17 protein-coding genes are annotated in these 18,726 nt (G+C 60.9%); 10 read left to right on the plus strand and 7 right to left on the minus strand.

Features of this window, described 5'->3' with window-relative positions:
- The first annotated feature begins 14 nt into the window (after window positions 1-14).
- The 5 genes from B9Z48_RS09835 (at window position 15) to B9Z48_RS09855 (ending at window position 4,571) form a co-directional block, all read left to right on the plus strand.
- A complete protein-coding gene (locus B9Z48_RS09835; protein WP_108378049.1) occupies window positions 15-722 on the plus strand; it encodes an alpha/beta fold hydrolase in 708 nt (235 codons plus the stop codon).
- 62 nt (window positions 723-784) lie between these two features.
- On the plus strand, window positions 785-1,762 hold the full coding sequence (locus B9Z48_RS09840; protein ID WP_108378210.1) for a tripartite tricarboxylate transporter substrate binding protein: 978 nt from the start codon (window positions 785-787) through the stop codon (window positions 1,760-1,762).
- A gap of 86 nt (window positions 1,763-1,848) precedes the next feature.
- Window positions 1,849-3,171, plus strand: a complete 1,323-nt coding sequence (locus tag B9Z48_RS09845) for a glycerate kinase (protein ID WP_108378051.1) — start codon at window positions 1,849-1,851, stop codon at window positions 3,169-3,171.
- A 171-nt stretch (window positions 3,172-3,342) separates the two neighbouring features.
- Window positions 3,343-3,771 (plus strand): fibronectin type III domain-containing protein, encoded by a 429-nt coding sequence (locus B9Z48_RS09850; protein ID WP_108378053.1) that lies wholly within the window; start codon window positions 3,343-3,345, stop codon window positions 3,769-3,771.
- 173 nt (window positions 3,772-3,944) lie between these two features.
- Window positions 3,945-4,571: a Crp/Fnr family transcriptional regulator gene (locus B9Z48_RS09855; protein WP_089958763.1), complete on the plus strand. Its 627-nt coding sequence runs from the start codon at window positions 3,945-3,947 to the stop codon at window positions 4,569-4,571.
- Between the two features lie 7 nt (window positions 4,572-4,578).
- On the opposite strand, the gene B9Z48_RS09860 is transcribed toward B9Z48_RS09855, so the two are convergent.
- From B9Z48_RS09860 to B9Z48_RS09870, 3 genes are read right to left on the minus strand one after another with little or no spacing between them, the layout of a single operon-like run.
- Window positions 4,579-5,571 (minus strand): tripartite tricarboxylate transporter substrate binding protein, encoded by a 993-nt coding sequence (locus B9Z48_RS09860; RefSeq protein WP_108378055.1) that lies wholly within the window; start codon window positions 5,569-5,571, stop codon window positions 4,579-4,581.
- Window positions 5,572-5,615: 44 nt separating this feature from the next.
- Complete coding sequence (locus B9Z48_RS09865) at window positions 5,616-7,205, minus strand: indolepyruvate oxidoreductase subunit beta family protein (protein ID WP_108378057.1); 1,590 nt, start codon at window positions 7,203-7,205, stop codon at window positions 5,616-5,618.
- A 23-nt stretch (window positions 7,206-7,228) separates the two neighbouring features.
- Window positions 7,229-9,385, minus strand: a complete 2,157-nt coding sequence (locus tag B9Z48_RS09870) for an indolepyruvate ferredoxin oxidoreductase subunit alpha (protein WP_108378059.1) — start codon at window positions 9,383-9,385, stop codon at window positions 7,229-7,231.
- A gap of 186 nt (window positions 9,386-9,571) precedes the next feature.
- Here B9Z48_RS09870 and B9Z48_RS09875 point away from each other — a divergent pair, with 186 nt between their 5' ends.
- The gene (locus tag B9Z48_RS09875) at window positions 9,572-10,555 is read left to right on the plus strand and encodes a tripartite tricarboxylate transporter substrate binding protein (RefSeq protein ID WP_108378061.1); all 984 of its coding nucleotides are present in this window, start codon (window positions 9,572-9,574) and stop codon (window positions 10,553-10,555) included.
- Between the two features lie 37 nt (window positions 10,556-10,592).
- On the opposite strand, the gene B9Z48_RS09880 is transcribed toward B9Z48_RS09875, so the two are convergent.
- Together B9Z48_RS09880 and B9Z48_RS09885 are read right to left on the minus strand one after the other, a co-directional pair.
- On the minus strand, window positions 10,593-11,816 hold the full coding sequence (locus B9Z48_RS09880; protein ID WP_108378063.1) for a CaiB/BaiF CoA-transferase family protein: 1,224 nt from the start codon (window positions 11,814-11,816) through the stop codon (window positions 10,593-10,595).
- Between the two features lie 32 nt (window positions 11,817-11,848).
- Entirely contained in the window at window positions 11,849-12,646 is a 798-nt protein-coding gene (locus B9Z48_RS09885) for an enoyl-CoA hydratase (protein ID WP_108378065.1), read from the minus strand.
- A 169-nt stretch (window positions 12,647-12,815) separates the two neighbouring features.
- On the opposite strand from B9Z48_RS09885, the gene B9Z48_RS09890 reads away from it, so the two are divergent.
- A complete protein-coding gene (locus B9Z48_RS09890; RefSeq protein ID WP_199233488.1) occupies window positions 12,816-13,784 on the plus strand; it encodes a LysR family transcriptional regulator in 969 nt (322 codons plus the stop codon).
- Window positions 13,781-14,107, plus strand: a complete 327-nt coding sequence (locus B9Z48_RS09895; protein WP_108378069.1) for a thioredoxin family protein — start codon at window positions 13,781-13,783, stop codon at window positions 14,105-14,107. Before B9Z48_RS09890 ends, B9Z48_RS09895 begins: the two co-directional genes overlap by 4 nt.
- Window positions 14,108-14,514: 407 nt before the next feature.
- On the opposite strand, the gene B9Z48_RS09900 is transcribed toward B9Z48_RS09895, so the two are convergent.
- A complete protein-coding gene (locus B9Z48_RS09900; protein WP_089958731.1) occupies window positions 14,515-15,798 on the minus strand; it encodes an O-acetylhomoserine aminocarboxypropyltransferase/cysteine synthase family protein in 1,284 nt (427 codons plus the stop codon).
- 219 nt (window positions 15,799-16,017) lie between these two features.
- On the opposite strand from B9Z48_RS09900, the gene B9Z48_RS09905 reads away from it, so the two are divergent.
- Both B9Z48_RS09905 and B9Z48_RS09910 read left to right on the plus strand, forming a co-directional pair.
- A complete protein-coding gene (locus tag B9Z48_RS09905; protein ID WP_108378071.1) occupies window positions 16,018-17,889 on the plus strand; it encodes an SEC-C domain-containing protein in 1,872 nt (623 codons plus the stop codon).
- 210 nt (window positions 17,890-18,099) lie between these two features.
- On the plus strand, window positions 18,100-18,315 hold the full coding sequence (locus B9Z48_RS09910; protein ID WP_146186260.1) for a hypothetical protein: 216 nt from the start codon (window positions 18,100-18,102) through the stop codon (window positions 18,313-18,315).
- Window positions 18,316-18,382: 67 nt separating this feature from the next.
- Here B9Z48_RS09910 and B9Z48_RS09915 read toward each other — a convergent pair whose 3' ends face one another.
- Window positions 18,383-18,616 carry an oxidoreductase-like domain-containing protein gene (locus B9Z48_RS09915; RefSeq protein ID WP_089958720.1) on the minus strand — a complete coding sequence of 78 codons (234 nt, stop codon included), beginning with the start codon at window positions 18,614-18,616 and terminating at the stop codon, window positions 18,383-18,385.
- Window positions 18,617-18,726 lie beyond the last annotated feature (110 nt).

Here is an 18,726-nt window from a genome sequence, read left to right on the forward strand (position 1 = left end):
TAAGAGAGCACACCATGACCACTCGACCCGCGTTGGCTTTCGCCTGCGCCCACATGACTGACGAACGGTTGTATGCGCACCAGATTGCTGCGCTGCAGCCAGCTTACGACTGCAGGGTGTTTGTCTTTCGCGAGCACGATTCGATGGCAGGCATGGCTCAGCAGGTGTTGTCTGCGATGCCGCAGCGCTTTACCTGGATTGGTTTGTCACTGGGAGGCTATGTAGCCTTTGAAGCGATCCGCTGCGCACTCCCTCGTCTTAAGCGTTTGGTACTCATCGATACCACGGCGGTGGCCGATCACCCGGCGCGTCGTCAAGGCAGACAAAAGGACATCGCCACAGTTCAGCATGGTGGCATTGAGGCCCTCATACCTGAGTTGCCTTCACGCTGGCTATTGCCTGACCATCTGGAAGATGTTGCGCTACAGGAACTGATGTCTGACATGGCACGCAGTGTGGGTGCGATGGGGCAGTTCAACCAGCAGACGGCCATGCTGGGAAGGCCTGATTCGCATGTCGACCTGGCGCAGGTGCGTGTACCAACACTGGTCATGTGTGGCAGGCAGGACCCTGTGACCCCACTGGCTGACCATGAAGCCATGGCCGCCTGCGTTCCAGGGGCTCAACTCACGGTGATCGAGCGCTGCGGGCATCTCGCGACGATCGAACAACCAGAGCTTGTGACAAACGAGCTGACGCAGTGGCTGCGATCAAACAATTGATGGACGTTTACCAAACAGATGACGCCCCTTTCCAATCTGAAATTATGAACAAGGAGATACCCATGCAAAGACGTCAATGGATCAGCATTTTTGGAAGCGTTACTGCTTTGGTTTGTGCCCACAACGTAGGGGCTCAGGGCAAGTTTCCGGATCGCCCTGTCACCATCGTCGTGCCCAGTGCGCCAGGCGGTACGACCGACTTCACTGCGCGTTTGATTGCAGAGCCATTGTCACGGGCGCTGGGGCAACCGGTCGTGATCGATAACAAGGCGGGGGCCTCTGGCAACATCGGCAACCAAATGGTGGCCAAAGCCAAGCCCGATGGTTACACACTGCTGTTGGCCTACAGTGGCTATCAAGTCGGTAACCCGCACTTGTTCAAAAAAGCAGGTTGGGATCCCATCAAAGATTTTGCACCAGTGTCCATGCTGACCCGAGCGCCACAAATCTTGGCAGCAAAGGCCAGTTTGCCGGTCAACAATCTGCGTGAGCTGATCGCTTATGCCAAAGCCAACCCCGGCAAGCTGAACTATGCCTCTTCAGGCAATGGTTCCATTCAACACATTGCCGGTGAGTTGTTCAAACAACTGTCTGGGACATCGATCACGCATATCCCTTACAAGGGCGCAGGCCCCGCGGTACAGGACTTGCTGGGAGGGCAAGTGGACTTGTTTTTTACCACGCCTGCTTCGGTCGTGAACCATATCAAAGCCGACAAACTCAAAGGTCTGGCTGTGACCAGCAATGCACGCTTGACATCTTTGCCCCAAGTGCCCACGACCAATGAAGCTGATTTCAAGGGATTTGCATTGGATTCCTGGTTTGCACTGTATGCACCCGCAGGGACTCCACAGGAAGTGGTGCTGCAGCTCAACAACGAATTGGCAAAAATTCTGAATACAGCCGATGTCAAGAAAAAGGCAGAGGAGGCGGGAACCCAGGTGGATCACATGGGGCCGGCTCAGTTGGCTGACTACACTCGCAAAGAATTGGAGTATTGGGGGCGAGTGATCCAGTCCGCCAAGATTTCGGCTGAATGAGTCATCCCTGAGAGATCGAAAATCCTCCATTGAACGCCCGTCTTCCGAGGTAAAACCTTTATGCTCAGGTTTTCTCGATTGCTCCGATGTCTCTGCTTATGATCGATCCCTCGGATTTCCTGCGCCACCTCTACGATGTGGCCGTGCAACGCGCCTTGCCCCTGCACAACACCGCAGCCCATTTGCCCACCCCGCCAGATTCTGCGAAGGGCCGCACCCTGGTGCTGGGTGCTGGCAAAGCCGGGGGTGCCATGGCGCAGGCGGTCGAGGCTTTGTGGCCCGCTGACGCGCCACTGTCGGGCCTGGTGGTCACGCGCTATGGCCACACGCCACCGCGCCCGGCGGGATTGCCCGAGCGCATCGAGGTGGTCGAGGCCGCCCACCCCGTGCCCGATGCGGCGGGCTTGCAAGCGGCCGAGCGCATTTTGGAATTGACGCAAGGTTTGACGGCCGACGACCTGGTGCTGTGCCTGATCTCGGGCGGCGGCTCGTCGCTGCTGACCTTGCCTGCCGAGGGCATCGATTTGCAGCTCAAGCAAGACATCAACCGCCAGCTGCTGGCCAGCGGGGCCAATATTTCCGAGATGAACTGCCTGCGCAAGCACCTCTCGCGCATCAAAGGTGGGCGGCTGGCGGCGGCCTGTAGCCCTGCGCAGGTGGTCACGCTCACCATCAGCGACGTGCCGGGCGATGACCCGTCCATCATCGCCAGTGGCCCCACCGTGCCCGATGCCAGCAGCTGCGCTGATGCACTGGCCATCCTCAAGCGCTACGCGATCACGGTGCCTGATTCGGTGCTGCAGGCTTTGCAGTCGGGTGTTTGGGAAACACCCAAGCCCGGCTCGCCCGTGTTTGCGGGGCACAGTGTGCACATGATCGCCACGCCCCAGCAATCGCTGGAGGCCGCAGCTGCTGCTGCTGCTCGTGCCATGGGGCTGAACGCCTACATCCTGAGCGACGAGATTGAGGGCGAGTCGCGCGAAGTAGGCAAGGTGCACGCGGCGCTGGCCCGTGCGGCGGCCAAGGGTCTGGGGCCCTTCACCAAGCCCTGTGTGATTTTGAGCGGTGGCGAAACCACCGTGACGATCAAGCCCCAAGCCGCCGGTGTGCCCAAGGGGCGCGGGGGCCGGGCGGGCGAGTTTTGCATGGGGCTGGCGCAAGCGTTGCAAGGCCAAGCGGGCGTGTGGGCCTTGGCCGCCGACACCGACGGTATTGACGGCATTGAAGACAACGCCGGGGCGCAAGTGAGCCCCGACACGCTGACCCGCGCCCTGGCGTTGGGCCACAAGGTGGACGAGCACCTGCAGCGCAACGATGCTTATGGCTTCTTTGAACCCTTGGGCGATCTGGTCATCACCGGACCCACACACACCAATGTGAATGACTTCAGGGCCATGCTGGTGCTGTGATGCAGCTCGATGGGTTAAGGCGCTGATGGGCCAGGTTTGCTTGGTTAATGCTTCAATGACGGCTTGTGATTGTTTTCTTGAAAATAAAAAAAAAGATCAAAATTCAATCCTATTTAGAATTCCTTGGTGGTTTTTTAAAAACGTGTGTCAGGGATACAAGTCAGGGTTTTCATGATCTTTCAAGTTTTTCGTCGTGGCGCTCAAATCATGGGCGCAAGCTGTGTGGTGATGGGTTTGTCTGCCTGTGGTGGTGGGGGATCAGGCCAGGCAACCGTGGGTGTTCCTGGTGCACCCACCGTGGACGCCGCTACGCCAGACCGTGCCAGCGCCAGTGTCCGCTTAAATGTCACACCCCCCGCATCTGACGGGGGTGCTGCCATCACTGGCTACAAAGCCACCTGCGCCGAAGCCCTTGAAGTGCCCCTGGGTGCTGCGGCCACCAGTCCCGTCGTTCTGTGGTTTGGCGAGTCTGCCAGCAGCCCTGTCACCGTCACGGGGCTGACCCGAGGTGCTTCTTACGTCTGCTCGGTCAGCGCCAGCAACAGCGCAGGCACCAGTCCTTCGTCTGCGTCGGTGAGTGTGTCCCTGGCAGGGCTGTGATCCATCTCGCCGGGGAAGGGTTGTCGGCGGCTGGGCCACAGCCATGACGGACAAAGTCGGCCTGCTGCCATGACCCAAGAGGTTTGGCCGCTGGAATTCCTGCGGGGTCAATCGCGCTGATTTGATGTGTGTCAAAGCCAAACACCGCCCGCTCTGGCACATTCAGGGTCATCATGTTGGATACTTCTTTGCACATTTTGTCCGAGCCCATCGTCACCCATGGGGCCGGTACCGCATTGCTGCGTCGCGGGGACCGGGTGGACCGCATCGTGCATGTCATGCAAGGGCGTGTGGTCTTGGGGGTGGTGATGGACGGCCAAATGGCGCATCAGTTGGGCGTGGTGGAAGGGCCTTTTTGGCTTGAAGCCGCTTCGGGCTTGTTGGACCTTCCACATGTGGTGGATGCCGTCGCCGAAACTCAGGTGAGCTTGCAGTACGTGAGCGTTTCCGATTTTGTGGCACAAGTGCATGCCTTGCCCGAGGCTTCGCAAAACCTGCTCATGGACATGGCGCGGTCACAGCGCCAACAAACCGAACTCGCCGTCAGCCGCGTGGCCAAAGACGCCGATGCGCGATGCGCCGAATGGCTGCTGCGCCATGCCGAACCCACTGACCCGTCGGGCGGTCTGGCCGTGAAGCTGACCGAACGCAAACGCACCATCGCCGCCCAGTTGGGCATCGCGCCCGAAACCTTTTCGCGGGTTTTGCGCCATTTGCGCGAACGCCAGCTGATCAGTGGCGGCGGTCGTGTGCTGGGCCTGCCCAACCCGCAGGCGCTGCGCGAGTTGGCCGGGGTTTGAGCTTTTTTTAATCTCCGCTGATCTTGCGTTCGCGGATGATGGCACCAAAGCGTTTGGAATCGTCCGCAGCGCGGGCACCGAACTCGGCGGGGGTCAAGGGTAGGGCCTCACCGCCCAAATTCTGGATGCGGTCCTTCAAGGCTTGTGTGCCCAAAATGCGGTTGATCTCGCGGTTCACACGGTTGACCACATCGGCGGGCGTGCCCGCAGGCGCGTAAAAGCCGAACACCGAATCGGCATCAAACCCTTTCAGGCCTGCTTCGTCCAATGTGGGTACGTTCGGGAACAGGGGAGAGCGCTTCATGCTGCCCACGGCCAGCAGCTTGAGCTTGCCCGCACGCACTTGGCCCAGACCAATGCCGGGGTCAAAGTAAAAATCCAACTGACCCGCCAACACGTCTTGCAGCGCGGGTGCTGCACCCCGGTAGGGCACATGCACGGCAAACAGGCCCGCCTGGCTTTTCATCATTTCGCCAGCCAAGTGGGGTGAGCTGCCGTTGCCTGCCGAGCCATACGACAAGCGGCCGGGGTTGGCCTTCACATGGGTCAGAAATTCTTGGATGGTGTTGGCCGGAAAGTTGGGTTTGGCGACCAGAAACACCAGCACGCGGGCGGCCGAGGCCACGGGCACCAGGTCTTTGGCGGGGTCAAAGGGCATGCGGGCGTAGATATGGGGGTTGACCGACACCATGCCGCCGGAGCTCATGAGCAGGGTGTAGCCGTCGGCGGGTGATTTGGCGACCATTTCACCGCCGAGGTTGCCGTTGGCACCGCCCCGGTTTTCGACCACCACAGGCTGGCCCAGCGCCTCGCCCAAGGGCACGCCAATGGCACGGGCAATCTGGTCAGCCGCGCCACCCGGTGGAAAGTTCACCACGATTTTGATGGGCTTGGTGGGCCAGCTTTGCGCGGCGGCGCTCAGGCACAGGGCAGGGCCTGCAGCGATGGCGAGCAGGGCGGTGCCGATGGCTCGGCGTGAGAAAAATTGGGTTTTTGTCATGCTTGTCTCCTTGTTTTTGGATGGGCTCAGTGTCGTTGATGAGGTCAGGATTTTTGCAGTCTCGGATTCTTCATCCAAAGCACCGGTTGTTCCTTGACCGGACGGGCTGGCGCACCATGTTGCAGCAAAGCCTGATCAAGCGCTTGACCGGCCTCGTCTTGCAAGGCCGCTTGGCGGATGCGGGCCACCGCCTCAGCTTGCTCGGCCACAGGTACTTGGGAGGCTGGTCCGCACACATGGCGCAGGATGTGCAGCAGGTTGTCCTTACCGCGCTCGTTGGTGCTGCCGTAGCCTTTGATGAGCTGCCCGCAACGCGCCAACTCCAGACCCAGCGCGGGGGACAGGCGCGTGGCCGCTTCGATGCCGCCCAGCCATTCTTCGATCAGGGTTTGTTCGGTGGCATAGCGGCTGCCCAGGGGGCGCAGCACGCGCAGGCTGGCCAAGAAGCGCAAGCTGGCCATGCCCCACAGCGCATGCCGCGCCACCTTGAGCGGCATGGACCATGGCGCAAGGCCTCGGGCCACGCGGGCGCGGTCCCAGCGCAGCAGCCGGTTGGCCAAGCCTTGTGGCAGCAGAGCCGCCAGCTCGGGCACGCCGGGTTTGAAGTGGTCGTACACCTTGAGCACATCGCCCTCTTTGGCTTTGACTTCTTGTGTGACGCGGTCCCAGCGGCTGGCGCGGCTTTTCAGGTCGGCCACGCGGATGATGTCGTCAAACGCCATCCACAGGGCCAGCCAGCGGGTGGCTTCAAAGGTCACTGGGCGGGTGCTGTCGGGTGAATTGGCTTCTGCACTGAGCAAGCGTTCGAGCCGCTGCACATACAGGCGGGCATAAGCGGGGCCTTGGTATTCCACCAAGCGTTGGTGCGCCAAGCCCATGAGGGGGTGCAGCTCGGCTGGAAACTTGGTGGCCACATCTGAAGGCAAAGCCGCCGCTGAAGATTCAGATGCAGAGGGCGCAGGCACAGCAGGTTTCATCACATGCTCAACATACTGCGCCTGCTCGCGCTGGCGCGTGACCAAGTCAAAAGCCGACGCAAAGCCACGCAAGCTGGCTTGCGCCGCCTTGCTCGGGCCTGCCAACACCGCTTCGTAATGTTCGCGTGTGAAAGGCAGCAAGCCACTGCCCGCAATGGCTCCCAACATGACCGCGCTGACCAGGGTGCCGCTTTCCTGACACAGGCGGGCCATGTCCATCACATGGTGACGCTGGCTGTGCGCAGCCACCACGTCGAGCAGGGGGCCTTCGGGGCGGCGGCCATCGCCCATGGTCATCTTCTCGGCGGTGGTGAGTGCCCGCGATGAGGCGCTGATCACCAGTGTGCGGTCGCTTGAAGCCAGGCCGTTGCCAATTTGGCGTGCGGTCTCCAGCAACTCGGACGACACCAGCGCATCGAGCCGCCCAGGCAGCGGGTTCAGGCCCAACACCGGCAAGCGGCCTTGCAGCTGGCTGTGGGGCAGGGGGTAAATTTCCAGGTAATAGGTGGTGGCCCCGGTGCGTTGCGCCACGCCGGGAATGGAGGTGGCTTGTGCCGGGTGGCCTGCGTGGCGGGCCACGTCGACCAGCCAGTCGGCCAGCACGCCGCCACCTTCGCCACCCAGGGCGCACAGCAAAATGGAAATCGGTTGGGTCATGATCTGTCTCTGGAATGGGCGTTTCAAGCGGGTTGCAACCAGCGTGTGGCCAGGCTTTGCCAGCGGGCCCACAGGCGCTCGTGCAGCTTGGGGTTTTGCACCACTTCGGCGCGGTAGAAGGATGGGCACAGCGTGGCTGCATGCGCGTTTTCGCCGCACAGGCCGCAGCCCACACAGCCGTCGATCACGGTGGCCACCGGGTCCACTTTCAGCGGGTCAGGGTTGTCTTTGAGCGTGAGGGTTGGGCAGCCCGAGAGGCGGATGCAGGCGTGGTCGCCGTTGCACACGTCTTCGTCCACGCCGTACTTCACGCGTTCCACCCGCTCGCCTTTGGACAGCAACGAGGCCAGCCAGGGCTTGATGCGGCGCTGGCGCTCCAGCTGGCATTCGCCTTCGGCCACGATCACTTTCAGGCCCTGAAACTCGGTGGTGAAGGCTTCGGTCAGCGTGGCTTGCATGTGGCTCACCTCGTAGGTGTGCACCGTGCGCAGCCATTGCACGCCCAGGCCTTTGAGCGTGGACTCGATGGTCTGGTTGGTGTGCACCATGCTCTGGCGCTTGTCCCCCGCCAGCTCTTTGGCGATGTCGGTGGGCGTGTTGATGATGTCCTGCGTGCCGGTGGCCGAGGTGTAGCCGTTCTTGAAGATCAGCAGCACCGCATCGTCGCCATTGAACAGCGCACTTTGCACGCCCGTGAGCAGGCCGTTGTGCCAAAAACCGCCGTCGCCCATGACCGACAAGACCCGCCGCTTCATGACAGGCGAAACGCCCGCCCGACTGGCCAAGCTCATGCCGTAACCCAAGATCGAGTGGCCCACCGAAAACGGCTCGAAAGTGGCCAGGGCATGGCAGCCGATATCCCCAGAAATGTGCACCGGGCCGACATCTTGCTGGGCCAGCTTGAGGGCCGAGAAAACGGGCCGCTCGGGGCAGCCAATGCACATGCTCGGTGGCCGCGCTGGCAACGGGGTGCCCAAGAGGGCTTGCACTTGTTGGCGGCGCTCGCCATTGGTGGTCAGCCATTGGCGTGTGGCTTCGGGCACGGCTTCGGCTTGGTGACGGTCCAAAAACTTCAGCAGGCCCTGGGCCATGACCTCGGCGGTGTATTCACCACCCGAGGGCAGCATGTCTTTGCCGTGCAGCGGGGTTTGCAGGTCCAGGCGGCGCAGCATCAGCGCGAGTTCTTGCTCGATGTATTCGGGCTGGCCTTCTTCGAGCAGCAGCACGGCCGATTTGTCTTTGCAGAAATTCACCAGCTCGTCAGGCACCAGCGGATACGTCACGTTCAGCACCAGCACCGACAGGCTGGTCACCCCAAAGGCATCGGCCAAGTCGAACTGTTGCAAAGCGCGGATCAGCGTGTTGTACAGACCCCCTTGCACGATCAGGCCCAGGTGGCGATGTGTTGTGCCTTCAAAGTGCTCGTTCAGGCGCTGCTCGGCAATGTATTGGCGGGCGGCGGGCAAGCGGTGCTCGACTTTGCGTTTTTCTTGCGCAAAGGTCACAGGCGGGTGCGCCAGCCGCATGTAGTTGAAGCCTGCGGGTTCGTCGATCAGGTGTTTTTTGGACAGCTTGGGGGCTTGGTTGTCCTTGGCCACAAACTGGCCGCGCACATGACAGGCGCGGATGCGCAGCTCCATCATCACTGGCATGTTGGACGCTTCGGACAGCCTGAAACCGTGCTCCACCATGTTGACCATCTGGCCCAGCTCGGGCCGGGGGTCCAGCAGGCACATGCCCGACTTCAGCGCATAGGCGTGTGTGCGCTCTTGAATGACGCTCGCGCCTTCGCCGTAGTCTTCGCCCACCACGATCAGCACGCCGCCGGTCACGCCGGGCGAGGACAAATTGGACAGCGCGTCAGCCGCCACGTTGGTGCCCACAATCGACTTCCAGGTCACCGCACCGCGAATCGGGTAATGGATGGACGCGCCCAGCATGGCCGCAGCAGACGCTTCGTTGGAACACGCCTCCACATGCACGCCCAGCTCGTCCATGTAGGGCTTGGCCTGCACCATGACATCCAGCAGGTGCGAGACTGGCGCGCCCTGGTAGCCGCCCACATAACTCACGCCCGACTGCAGCAGCCCCTTGGTGATGGCCAAAATGCCTTCGCCATGAAAGACCTCGCCCTCGCCCATGCGCAGGGCCTTGATTTCTTCGTGAAATGAAACTTCCAAAGCACGCTCCTTGCGTTGTTGTGCCCGCGTTCGAAGGGCCAGACCATCTTACATATCAGTTCATTCAATGCGTTGAATAAAGTTCATGCATCAAACGCATGTGCTGTGGCCAGTCATCTTGGTTACAGCCGAGCCGCAGGCAAGACGCCACCATGCGCCATCCCCCCAACCAACAGGAGTCGAGACATGAGCAGCAGACGACAGTGGATTCAATGGGCCGGCCTGGGTGCCGCTTCGCTGGGTGTGATGGGCCGAGCGTGGGCCGGGCCATTTCCTGAAAAGCCGATCAAAATGATCGTGCCCTATCCCGCAGGCGGCGGTGCCGATCAGTGGGCCAGGATTGTGGCGGGCAAGGCTGAGAAATTGTTGGGGCAGCCCATCGTGATGGATTACAAGCCCGGTGCCAGCACCACGATTGGTGCGGATGCTGCCGCCAAAGCGCCCGCCGATGGCTACACCGTCCATTTGATTGACAGCACCGCTTTTGCCTATGTGCCCAACATGCGCAAAGTGTCGTATGACCCGCTCAAGGCCTTCACGCCCTTGGTCCATTTGGGCGATTTGCCCTTTGTGTTGGTGGCCCACCCTTCGGTGCCGGTTCGCAATTTGCAAGAGCTGATCGCCTTTGCCAAAGCCAATCCCAACAAACTCAATTGCGCCAGCGCGGGGGTGGGCTCACCGCACCATTTGATTGCCGAGATTTTCAAGCAGCGAGCAGGCATCTCCATGAACCATGTGCCCTACAAGGGGGCGGCCCAGTACATCGCCGATTTGTTGGGCGGTCAGGTGGATTTGGCCGTCTCCACCCTGGGGCCGGCCATGCCGCACATCCAAACAGGCCGCATGCGTCCTTTGGCCGTGTCATCTGGCAAGCGTTCAAGCACCATGCCCGATGTCCCCACCATTGCCGAGCAAGGGTTTGAGGGCTTTGATGAAAAACCCTGGAACTGTTTTGTGACCAACGCGGGGGTGCCTGCCGAGGCGCTGGAGCGCTTGCGTTCAGCGTTTCGCGCCACCATGGATGACCCCGAGGTGCTGCAGGCTTTGCGCAAGACGGGGGTGGAAGAAGTGGGCCGCATGCCACTGGCCCAGATCAGCGAGCAAATGCGCCTGGACAACCTGAAGTGGGGCGATGTAATCCGCCGCGCCAAGATCACCATGGACAGTTGAGCGCCGCAGGCCCTGAAGTGGGGCCCGGGGCCGGCCCTTATGCTGCGGGGCGGGCCTTGTCCGGGTGCTGGTCAAACACGGTGCCCTGGGCGAACAGGGCTTCCATGTCTTGGGCCGAATAACCCAGTTGGCTGAGCACCGACCTGGAGTGCTGACCCAGCCAGGGGGCCGGCTGCCGAATGCTGCCCAAGGCCCCACTTGATTTGATGGGCAAACCCAAGGTCTTCATGGGGCCAATGATGGGGTGATCCAGGTCGTGCACCATTTGCCGGGCCAGCACATGCGGGTCGTGCAGGGCTTGCTCGTAGCCAAAAACAGGCCCGCCCGGTATGCCCACCGCATCCAGCAGGGCCACCCAGTGCGCCGTCGTGGCTTGTGTTGTCACCGATTCAATGTCGCGTTCGAGCGCGTCCACGTTTTTGACGCGCAGCGCCTGGGTCAGGTATTCGGGACGCTCAAGCCAGTCGGGTTGGCCGATGACTTTTTCACAAAAGTTGACCCACATTTTTTGGGTGCCCGCACCCACCGTGACATAACCATCGCATGTGCGGTAGGCCTGGTAGGGGGCCGAACGCCTGTGGCGGGTGCCAGTGGCGGTGGGGATTTCACCTGAGCCAAAGTAAGCCCCGAATTCCCAAGGGGTCCAGGCCAGCCCTGCTTCCAGCAGCGAAGTCTCGATGTACTGACCTTCGCCAAAACGCAGCTTGCCAATCAGGGCCCCCAAAATGCCCGACAGGGCCGTGACACCACTGGCAATGTCGTTCATGGCAATGCCCACTTTGGCCGGACGCCCACCCGGCTCACCGGTCATCATCATGATGCCGGACATGCCTTGGGCAATGATGTCAAATCCGCCTTTTTGGCCATAGGGACCGGTCTGGCCAAAGCCCGACATGGAGGCGTAAATCACGCCGGGGTTGTGTGCGCGAATGCGCTCGTAGTCCAGCCCCATGCGCTTGACCACACCGGGGCGGAAGTTTTCCATCACGATGTCTGCCTGGGCAGCCAGCTGTTGGGCGATCTTCAGACCCGCTGGGTCTTTCAGGTTCAGGGCGATGCTTTGTTTGTTGCGGTTGAGCACCGCAAAACAATAGGACTCGCCATTGACTTTGGGCTCAAACTGACGCGATGTATCGCCTTTGTCGGCGTTTTCGAGTTTGATGACCTCGGCCCCCATGTCCGCCAGGACCATGCTGCAGTAAGGGCCAGCCAAGACGTTGGTCAAATCCAGGACACGCAGGCCAGTCAAAGGGAGTTTCATGGTGAGGACTTTCTTGGATCAGCGTGGACGTTTCAGCGGCCGGTGAACACCGGTTTGCGTTTTTCCATGAAGGCGGTGCGACCTTCGGTGAAGTCGACGCTGTTGAAGCACTGCGCCACCAATTGGTCGCACAGGGCCACATTGCGCAAAGACGGGTCTTTGACGATTTCACCCACAATGGTTTTGATCGATGCCACGGTCATCGGCGCGTTGGCTGCGATGGTGTCGGCATATTGGGTCACATAAGCCAGCAGATCTTCCTGGGGCACCATGCGGTTGATCAGGCCCATGGCCAGGGCCTCGGGTGCACTGAACTGCCGCGCAGTAAAAAAGATTTCTTGCGCAAAGGACGGCCCCACCACGTCCACCAGTTTGCGCACACCGTCGAATTCGTAGCCCAGCCCCAGTTTGGCGGCAGGGACGGCAAAACGCGAATGGTCCGCGGCAATCCGGATGTCGCAGTTCAGCGCCACACCCACACCACCACCAATGCAATAGCCCTGGATCATGGCCAAGGTGGGTTTGTTGAGGTTTTTCAGGGCCTGCATGCCTTCTTGAGCCACCGCGTCGTAGCGCTGGGTGGCCTCGGCCGAGTCACGTTGTTCGGCAAATTCTGAAATGTCAGCACCCGAGACAAATGCTTTTTCGCCAGCCCCGTGCACCACCACCACGCGGATGTCGTCATCACGGGCAAATTCGTGGGCAATGTCTGCCAGTCCCTGCCACATCTCCAGTGACACGGCGTTGTGTCGGGCGGGGTTGTTGAAGGTGATCCAGCCCACATGCTTGTCTTTGCGGGCGGCCATTTTGTCGGTTTTCAAAAAGCTCATCGAGTGACTCCAAGGGAATGGCCAATCAGTATGTGGTCCATTGGGGTGCGCCCGCGTTACCCGCGCGACAGACGCTCTCTGAGGCTGTATGGGCCACCCTGCCAAAGCGCTCAACGCCCAACAGGGCTTGTATCCGTGCAAAATATCAGGTCTAGGCGGTATGCATTCCATGAATATCAAAGATTTGGACCTGAACCTCTTGCGCTTGTTCGATGCGGTCTGGCGCACGCGCAGCGTGAGCCTGGCTGCCCAACAGTTGGGCATGTCGCAGCCTGCGGCCAGTCAAGGGCTGGCGCGTTTGCGGGCGGTGTTGGGGGACGCCCTGTTTGAGCGCAGTGGCTCGGGTGTGCGGCCCACACCCCGTGCCGACCGGCTGGCGCAGGGGGTGCAAAGTGCACTCGCCACGATTGAGCAGGCGCTCAACGCTTCTCAAATGTTTGACCCTCAACGCTCGACCCGGGTGCTTCGGCTGCACCTGAGCGACATTGGTGAGGCGCGTTTTTTGCCAGAACTGGTGCTGGCCTTGCAAGGCTTGGCACCGGGCATGCGCCTGGAGGCTTTGCCGCTGCCACACGCTCAGATCGGCGCAGCCTTGGACAACGGGCAGCTGGACTTGGCCATCGGTTTTTTGCCCGAGGTGGTGCAGACCTTGCAGCAGCCATTGCTGAGCGACCGTTATGTGCTGCTCATGCGCAAAGAGCACCCTGTGGCCCTGCGCTGGGGGCGCATGAATGCTTCGATGTCGGAGCCCTTGGTCTGTGCGGACTCTTCAGCCTCCCCTGGTTCTTTGGCCCCAGCGCTGTTGGCCGAGCTGGAGTTTGCTGCCGTGCGCACCCATTCGGACACGCTGCGCATTTTGGAGTTGATGCATTGGCAGCACCGCCTGCGCCTGACGGTGAGCCACTTTTTGTCGCTGCCCGGCATTGTGCGCAGCAGCGATCTGGCGGTCTTGATGCCTCGCAATTTTGCGCAAGGCTTTGCCGAGACCGGGGCACTGGCCCTGATCGAGCCCGATTTGCCCCTGCGCGACTTCACGGTGTCCATGCACTGGAGCGCCCGCTTTGACAAAGACCCCTGCCTGCAATGGCTGCGCAGCACGGTGTCTCGTTTGTTCAGTACCCCCGAGGTGAATTCATGAGCAGTTTCAAACCCTACCTGAGCGCCATTGAAGCGCCCAACCTGGCCGAGGTGCAGGCACTGCCCGGCTTGACTCTGCTGGAATTTGGCACCGAATGGTGTGGCCACTGCCGCGCCGCCCAGCCCTTGATGGCACAGGCCCTGGCTAGCCCAACGCCGTGGCAGCACCTCAAAATCGAAGACGGACCGGGCCGTGCGCTGGGCCGCCACTACCGGGTCAAGCTCTGGCCCACGCTGGTGCTGTTGCGCGATGGGCAGGAAGTAGGGCGGCTGGTGCGGCCTACAAGCGAGCAGGACATTCAAACCGCCATGTCCAAGGCCTGAGTTGTGAGCAAAAGCTTGGTTTCAAGGTGCTTGCCGCCCATCGAACCGGCTTTCCGAATTTTTTGTAGGAGCGACGCCCTCGTCGCGAAAAGCCCCGCCGACCACCAAGAATCGCCCCGAGGGCTGGGCTCCCACAAGCAAAAGAATGCCCACAAACACAGGCATCCCCTTGTAGGAGCGACGCCCTCGTCGCGAAAAGCCCCGCAGACCACGAAGAATCGCCCCGAGGGCGGGGCTCCCACAAGCAAAAGAGTGCCCACAAACACACGCATTCCCTTGTACGGGCATTCCCTTGTAGGAGCGACGCCCTCGTCGCGATCAAGCCCCGCAGACCACTCCCCATCGACTGGGCATCACGCCCACACTGATCGCCCAGGTTTTTGCCTACAGTCGACAGTCGCCAGGCTTCAGCAGGCGGCCAGCGCTTGCTCCAGATCGGCCATCAGGTCGTCGATGTGCTCGATGCCCACCGACAAACGCACCATGTCTTCGCTCACGCCCGCCTTGGCCAGTTCCGCCGCGTCCAGTTGGCGGTGTGTGGTCGACGCAGGGTGTGTGGCCAGCGAACGGGCGTCGCCAATGTTGACCAAGCGGGTGAACAATTGCAGCGCGTCCAAGAAGCGTGCGCCTGCGGCGCGAGGATCGGCGTCTTGGCTCTTCAGGCCAAAGGAGACGATGCCCGAGGCTTTGCCGTTCATGTACTTTTGCACCAGCGCATGCTCAGGGTGATCGGGCAGACCGGCATAGTTGACCCAAGCCACTTTGGGGTGTTTTTGCAGGTGAGTGGCCACTGAGAGCGCGTTGTCGCAGATGCGGTCCATGCGCAGCGCCAGGGTTTCGATGCCTTGCAAAATCAAAAAAGCATTCATGGGCGAAATGGCTGCGCCCATGTTGCGCAGTGGCACCACGCGGGCACGGCCAATGAACGCCGCCGGGCCCAGTGCTTCGGTATAGACCACACCGTGGTAAGACACATCGGGTTCGTTCAGCCGTTTGAAGCGGACTTTGTGTTCAGCCCAAGGGAATTTGCCCGAATCGACAATCGCACCGCCGACGCTGTTGCCGTGGCCACCCAGGTATTTGGTGAGCGAATGCACCACGATGTCGGCCCCGTGCTCGATCGGGCGGCACAGGTAGGGGCTGGGCACCGTGTTGTCCACGATCAGCGGCACGCCATGGGCGTGGGCGATGTCGGCGAGTTTGGCGAAATCGGTCACGTTGCCCAGCGGGTTGCCCACCGATTCGCAAAAGACGGCCTTGGTGCGCTCATCGATCAGGGCGGCAAAGCTCTCGGGCTGGCGCGGATCGGCAAAGCGCACCGTGATGCCCATTTGCGGCAAGGTGTGGGCAAACAGGTTGTAGGTTCCGCCATACAAGGTGCTGGCCGAGACGATGTTGTCGCCGCTTTCGGCCACGGTCTGGATGGCGTAGGTGATTGCGGCCATGCCCGAGGCCACGGCCAGCGCGGCGATGCCGCCTTCGAGGGCGGCGACCCGCTTTTCCAACACGTCTTGTGTCGGGTTCATGATGCGGGTGTAGATGTTTCCGGGCACTTTCAGGTCAAACAGGTCAGCGCCATGTTGAGCGCTGTCAAACGCATAGGCCACCGTTTGGTAGATGGGCGTGGCCACGGCTTTGGTGGTCGGGTCGGGCATTTGGCCGGCGTGTACGGCCAGGGTTTCGATCTTCATGCAGAGTCTCCTTGGGGTTGGATGGGTCAGTTTATGCAATTGCCTTGCATGGAGCTGAAGTGAAGGCTGTTTTCATGAAACAGCTGGCTGTATGAAAAACAGGTCATGACGCCCTACCGAATTCCGATCCCAATTTTCAGAACCGAAACGGCTGTCCTAGGCAGATAAACTGTTTTTTTTGGCGTGAAATGCGCAGAACCACCACGGAGTCCTCCGACCATGATTCAAGACAACATCCACATTGCCATCGCTCGCTTGATGGAGGGCGAATCCCTGAATGATTTTTGCGACTGGTTTGTTCAGGCTCAAATGACAGACGCACAAGCCATGAACGCGATGCCGCCTGTCGCTGCCTCGGATGTGGCGCGCAGCTTGCGACATGTGGCCCGCCAACTGTGGGGCCAGCTGCCGTATCCACCTCTCCGCTGGCGTGCGCGTGGTTTGCCCAAAAGCGATCGCAATGCCCCTTGCCATTGCGGCTCAGGGCTCAAATTCAAGCAATGCTGCGCCGAGTTTGAGCACATGCCTTTTCCCCTGGAACCCGAGTCCTTGCAAATGCTGGCGCTGGAATATGCGGACCCCCAATGGTTGACGGGGGACAAGCTCAAAGAGGTGCCTGCCGTGGCCTTGGGGCATGCCGCCATGGCTTGGAACGATGCAGGCGAGCAAGACCGCACACTCCGTATTTTGAGCCCATGGTTTGCCGACCTGAAATCGCTGAACGAGCGCCACGAAATGGCCTTTGACGCCTTTGTGGATGCCTTGCAGCAGCACGGTCAAGAGCTTGAGCGGCGGGACTTGATCGACCGCATGGCGCAGCACCCCAACAAGGCGCTGGCCACTGCGGCTCGTACTCGTCTGGTGAGCATCCTGGCCAATCAAGGTGAGATGGACAAGGCTTGGCAGCTGTTTCAGGAGACCAGCCGCTTCAACCCCAATGACCCGCAGCTGTGGCACCTGGAGTTGAGTTTGCTGATGACTCAGGGGCGGCAAGAAGAGGCCCGTTTGCGAGCCCCCTTGCTCGCTGCCCGTGCGCGCAAGGTGGGCATGGATGATTTGGCCGAGGTGCTGGTAGGCATGGCCGAGGAAGGCATGGGTTTCTTGCGCGATGCGGCTTTTGATGAGGTTGACGACCCCTTTGAGGAGTCGCTGATCGATTTGGCGAACGCGGTGCCCGAGCCGCTGGATGTCCAAACCTTGCACAGCCTGTACACAGTCAAACGCTCACCGCAAGGAGAGGGCGACGCGCGTGTGAATGTCGCTTGGGTGGAGCCCGTCAAAAAAATGGCCGACCTGAACCGGCGCTGGCAACGAACATTCGCGGTGGTCAAGCCGGAAATGACCTGGTTCAACGGCGATGTTGACAACTTGATCGAAGCCTTGCCAGAAGCCCAGGAATTTTTGCAAAAGCACCCACAAGCCTGGTTCAGTGCAGAGGTGCTGGACGATGTGTTGATGACGGCCTATGCGCTGTGCGACGACGAATCGCCAGCCCCCGTGCTGGACGCTGCACAACGTTTGGCTGATCACGCTGTGGCTGTGCTGCAAAGTCTGGCGGGGGATGCGCAGCTGCACTGGACAGTCCAGGCGCATCGCCCCTTATTGCGCTGCTTGGCCATCGCCGTGGAGCTGGCGCAGATGCAGATTGACGAAGAATCGGCCCTTCAATACCTGACTTTGGGTCTGGCTCTGAACCCCAACGACAACCATGGCTGGCGCACCACGCTGGCAACTTTGTACATGGAGAGGGGCGACTACCAGCACGCCTTGAACTTGATGGCGAGTTACCCGCAGGACATGCCGCCTGCTGAACATCGCCGTGCCTTGGCTTTGTTCAACCTGGACCGCAAGCCTGAAGCCGAGGTCGTTTTGCGCGAAGCCCACCAGGCGCACCCCCTTTACTTCAAGGCCTTGCTGCCCAAGGTCATGGATGCCCCGCCGTCTACGGACGAGCGGGGGTATTTGCTGGGCAGCGAGGAAGCGGCTTGGCATTTTCGAATCGAATCCCGTCACTTGTGGGTGAGTACTGGGGCACTGGCTTGGGCGCAAGGTCTGCAGTTGCCAGACCCCAAGCCTGCCCAGGCGTCCTAACCTGCCCCCCGCCAAAAAGGCTGCGAAAAAGACGTCCTCTCCTTCCATGGGCATGATGGATGTGTCGCCCACTTTTGGCAGCCAACAAGAAAAGTAGCTGCGCAAAATTTGCAGCGATTACCCGCGTTTGCATGGTTTTTTGCAAGCGGTGGCCTGGTCTCCCCAGCTCATCATGCCCAACACCTGGCTGGGCACCGTCATGCCCACAAAGTGAACGCATCAAGTGGCACCTTCGGGCGTTTGCGTGGCTTGGCTGCGCGTGCAGCGCTGTGGCGTGTGCATTCGCGCGTGACCGACGACGAAGGCAAGCCCATCTTGCAGGCGCTGTCTGAGCAGCCTGTGGCTGGGTCGGAACTGGAGGCCGTTTTGCAAGACCTGTGGTCAACGGTGAACAAAGTGCGTTCAGCGGGAATGCATACCAATTGACGGCCTGAGGGCGAAGCCCTTGACGTTCGAAGTGCGCGTCTGCTGTGGCCAGAGCACCTGCCGACCGTCAAGCCAGCAAGGCCCCTGCATCCTCGTACCAGAACATCAACGCGGCGTCGTAACTTTCCCACACACAACCGTTGCAGCCCCGCCCGCAGCACGAGGTGGGCTCGGGGGGCGGCTCCCGGAAGTCGTGGCCTGCGGCCTGCAGGCGCTCCTGAAATTGCGCAATCCCCCGGCGCACGGAGGCGCGCTGGGATGCGTAGGGGTCGATGATGGGGTGATCGTTGTTTTCGGTCATGCCGTATTGTCGATCAGCTCTTGCATGGTTTTTTGCAAGTCGGTGGCTCCCTGTAGGTCGGTGGCTTCAGCTCCGACGTTGCGCGCTTCGGCGCAGGTCCTCTGTCGGGG

The organism is Limnohabitans sp. WS1, assembly GCF_003063265.1.
Lineage (GTDB): Bacteria > Pseudomonadota > Gammaproteobacteria > Burkholderiales > Burkholderiaceae_C > Limnohabitans_A.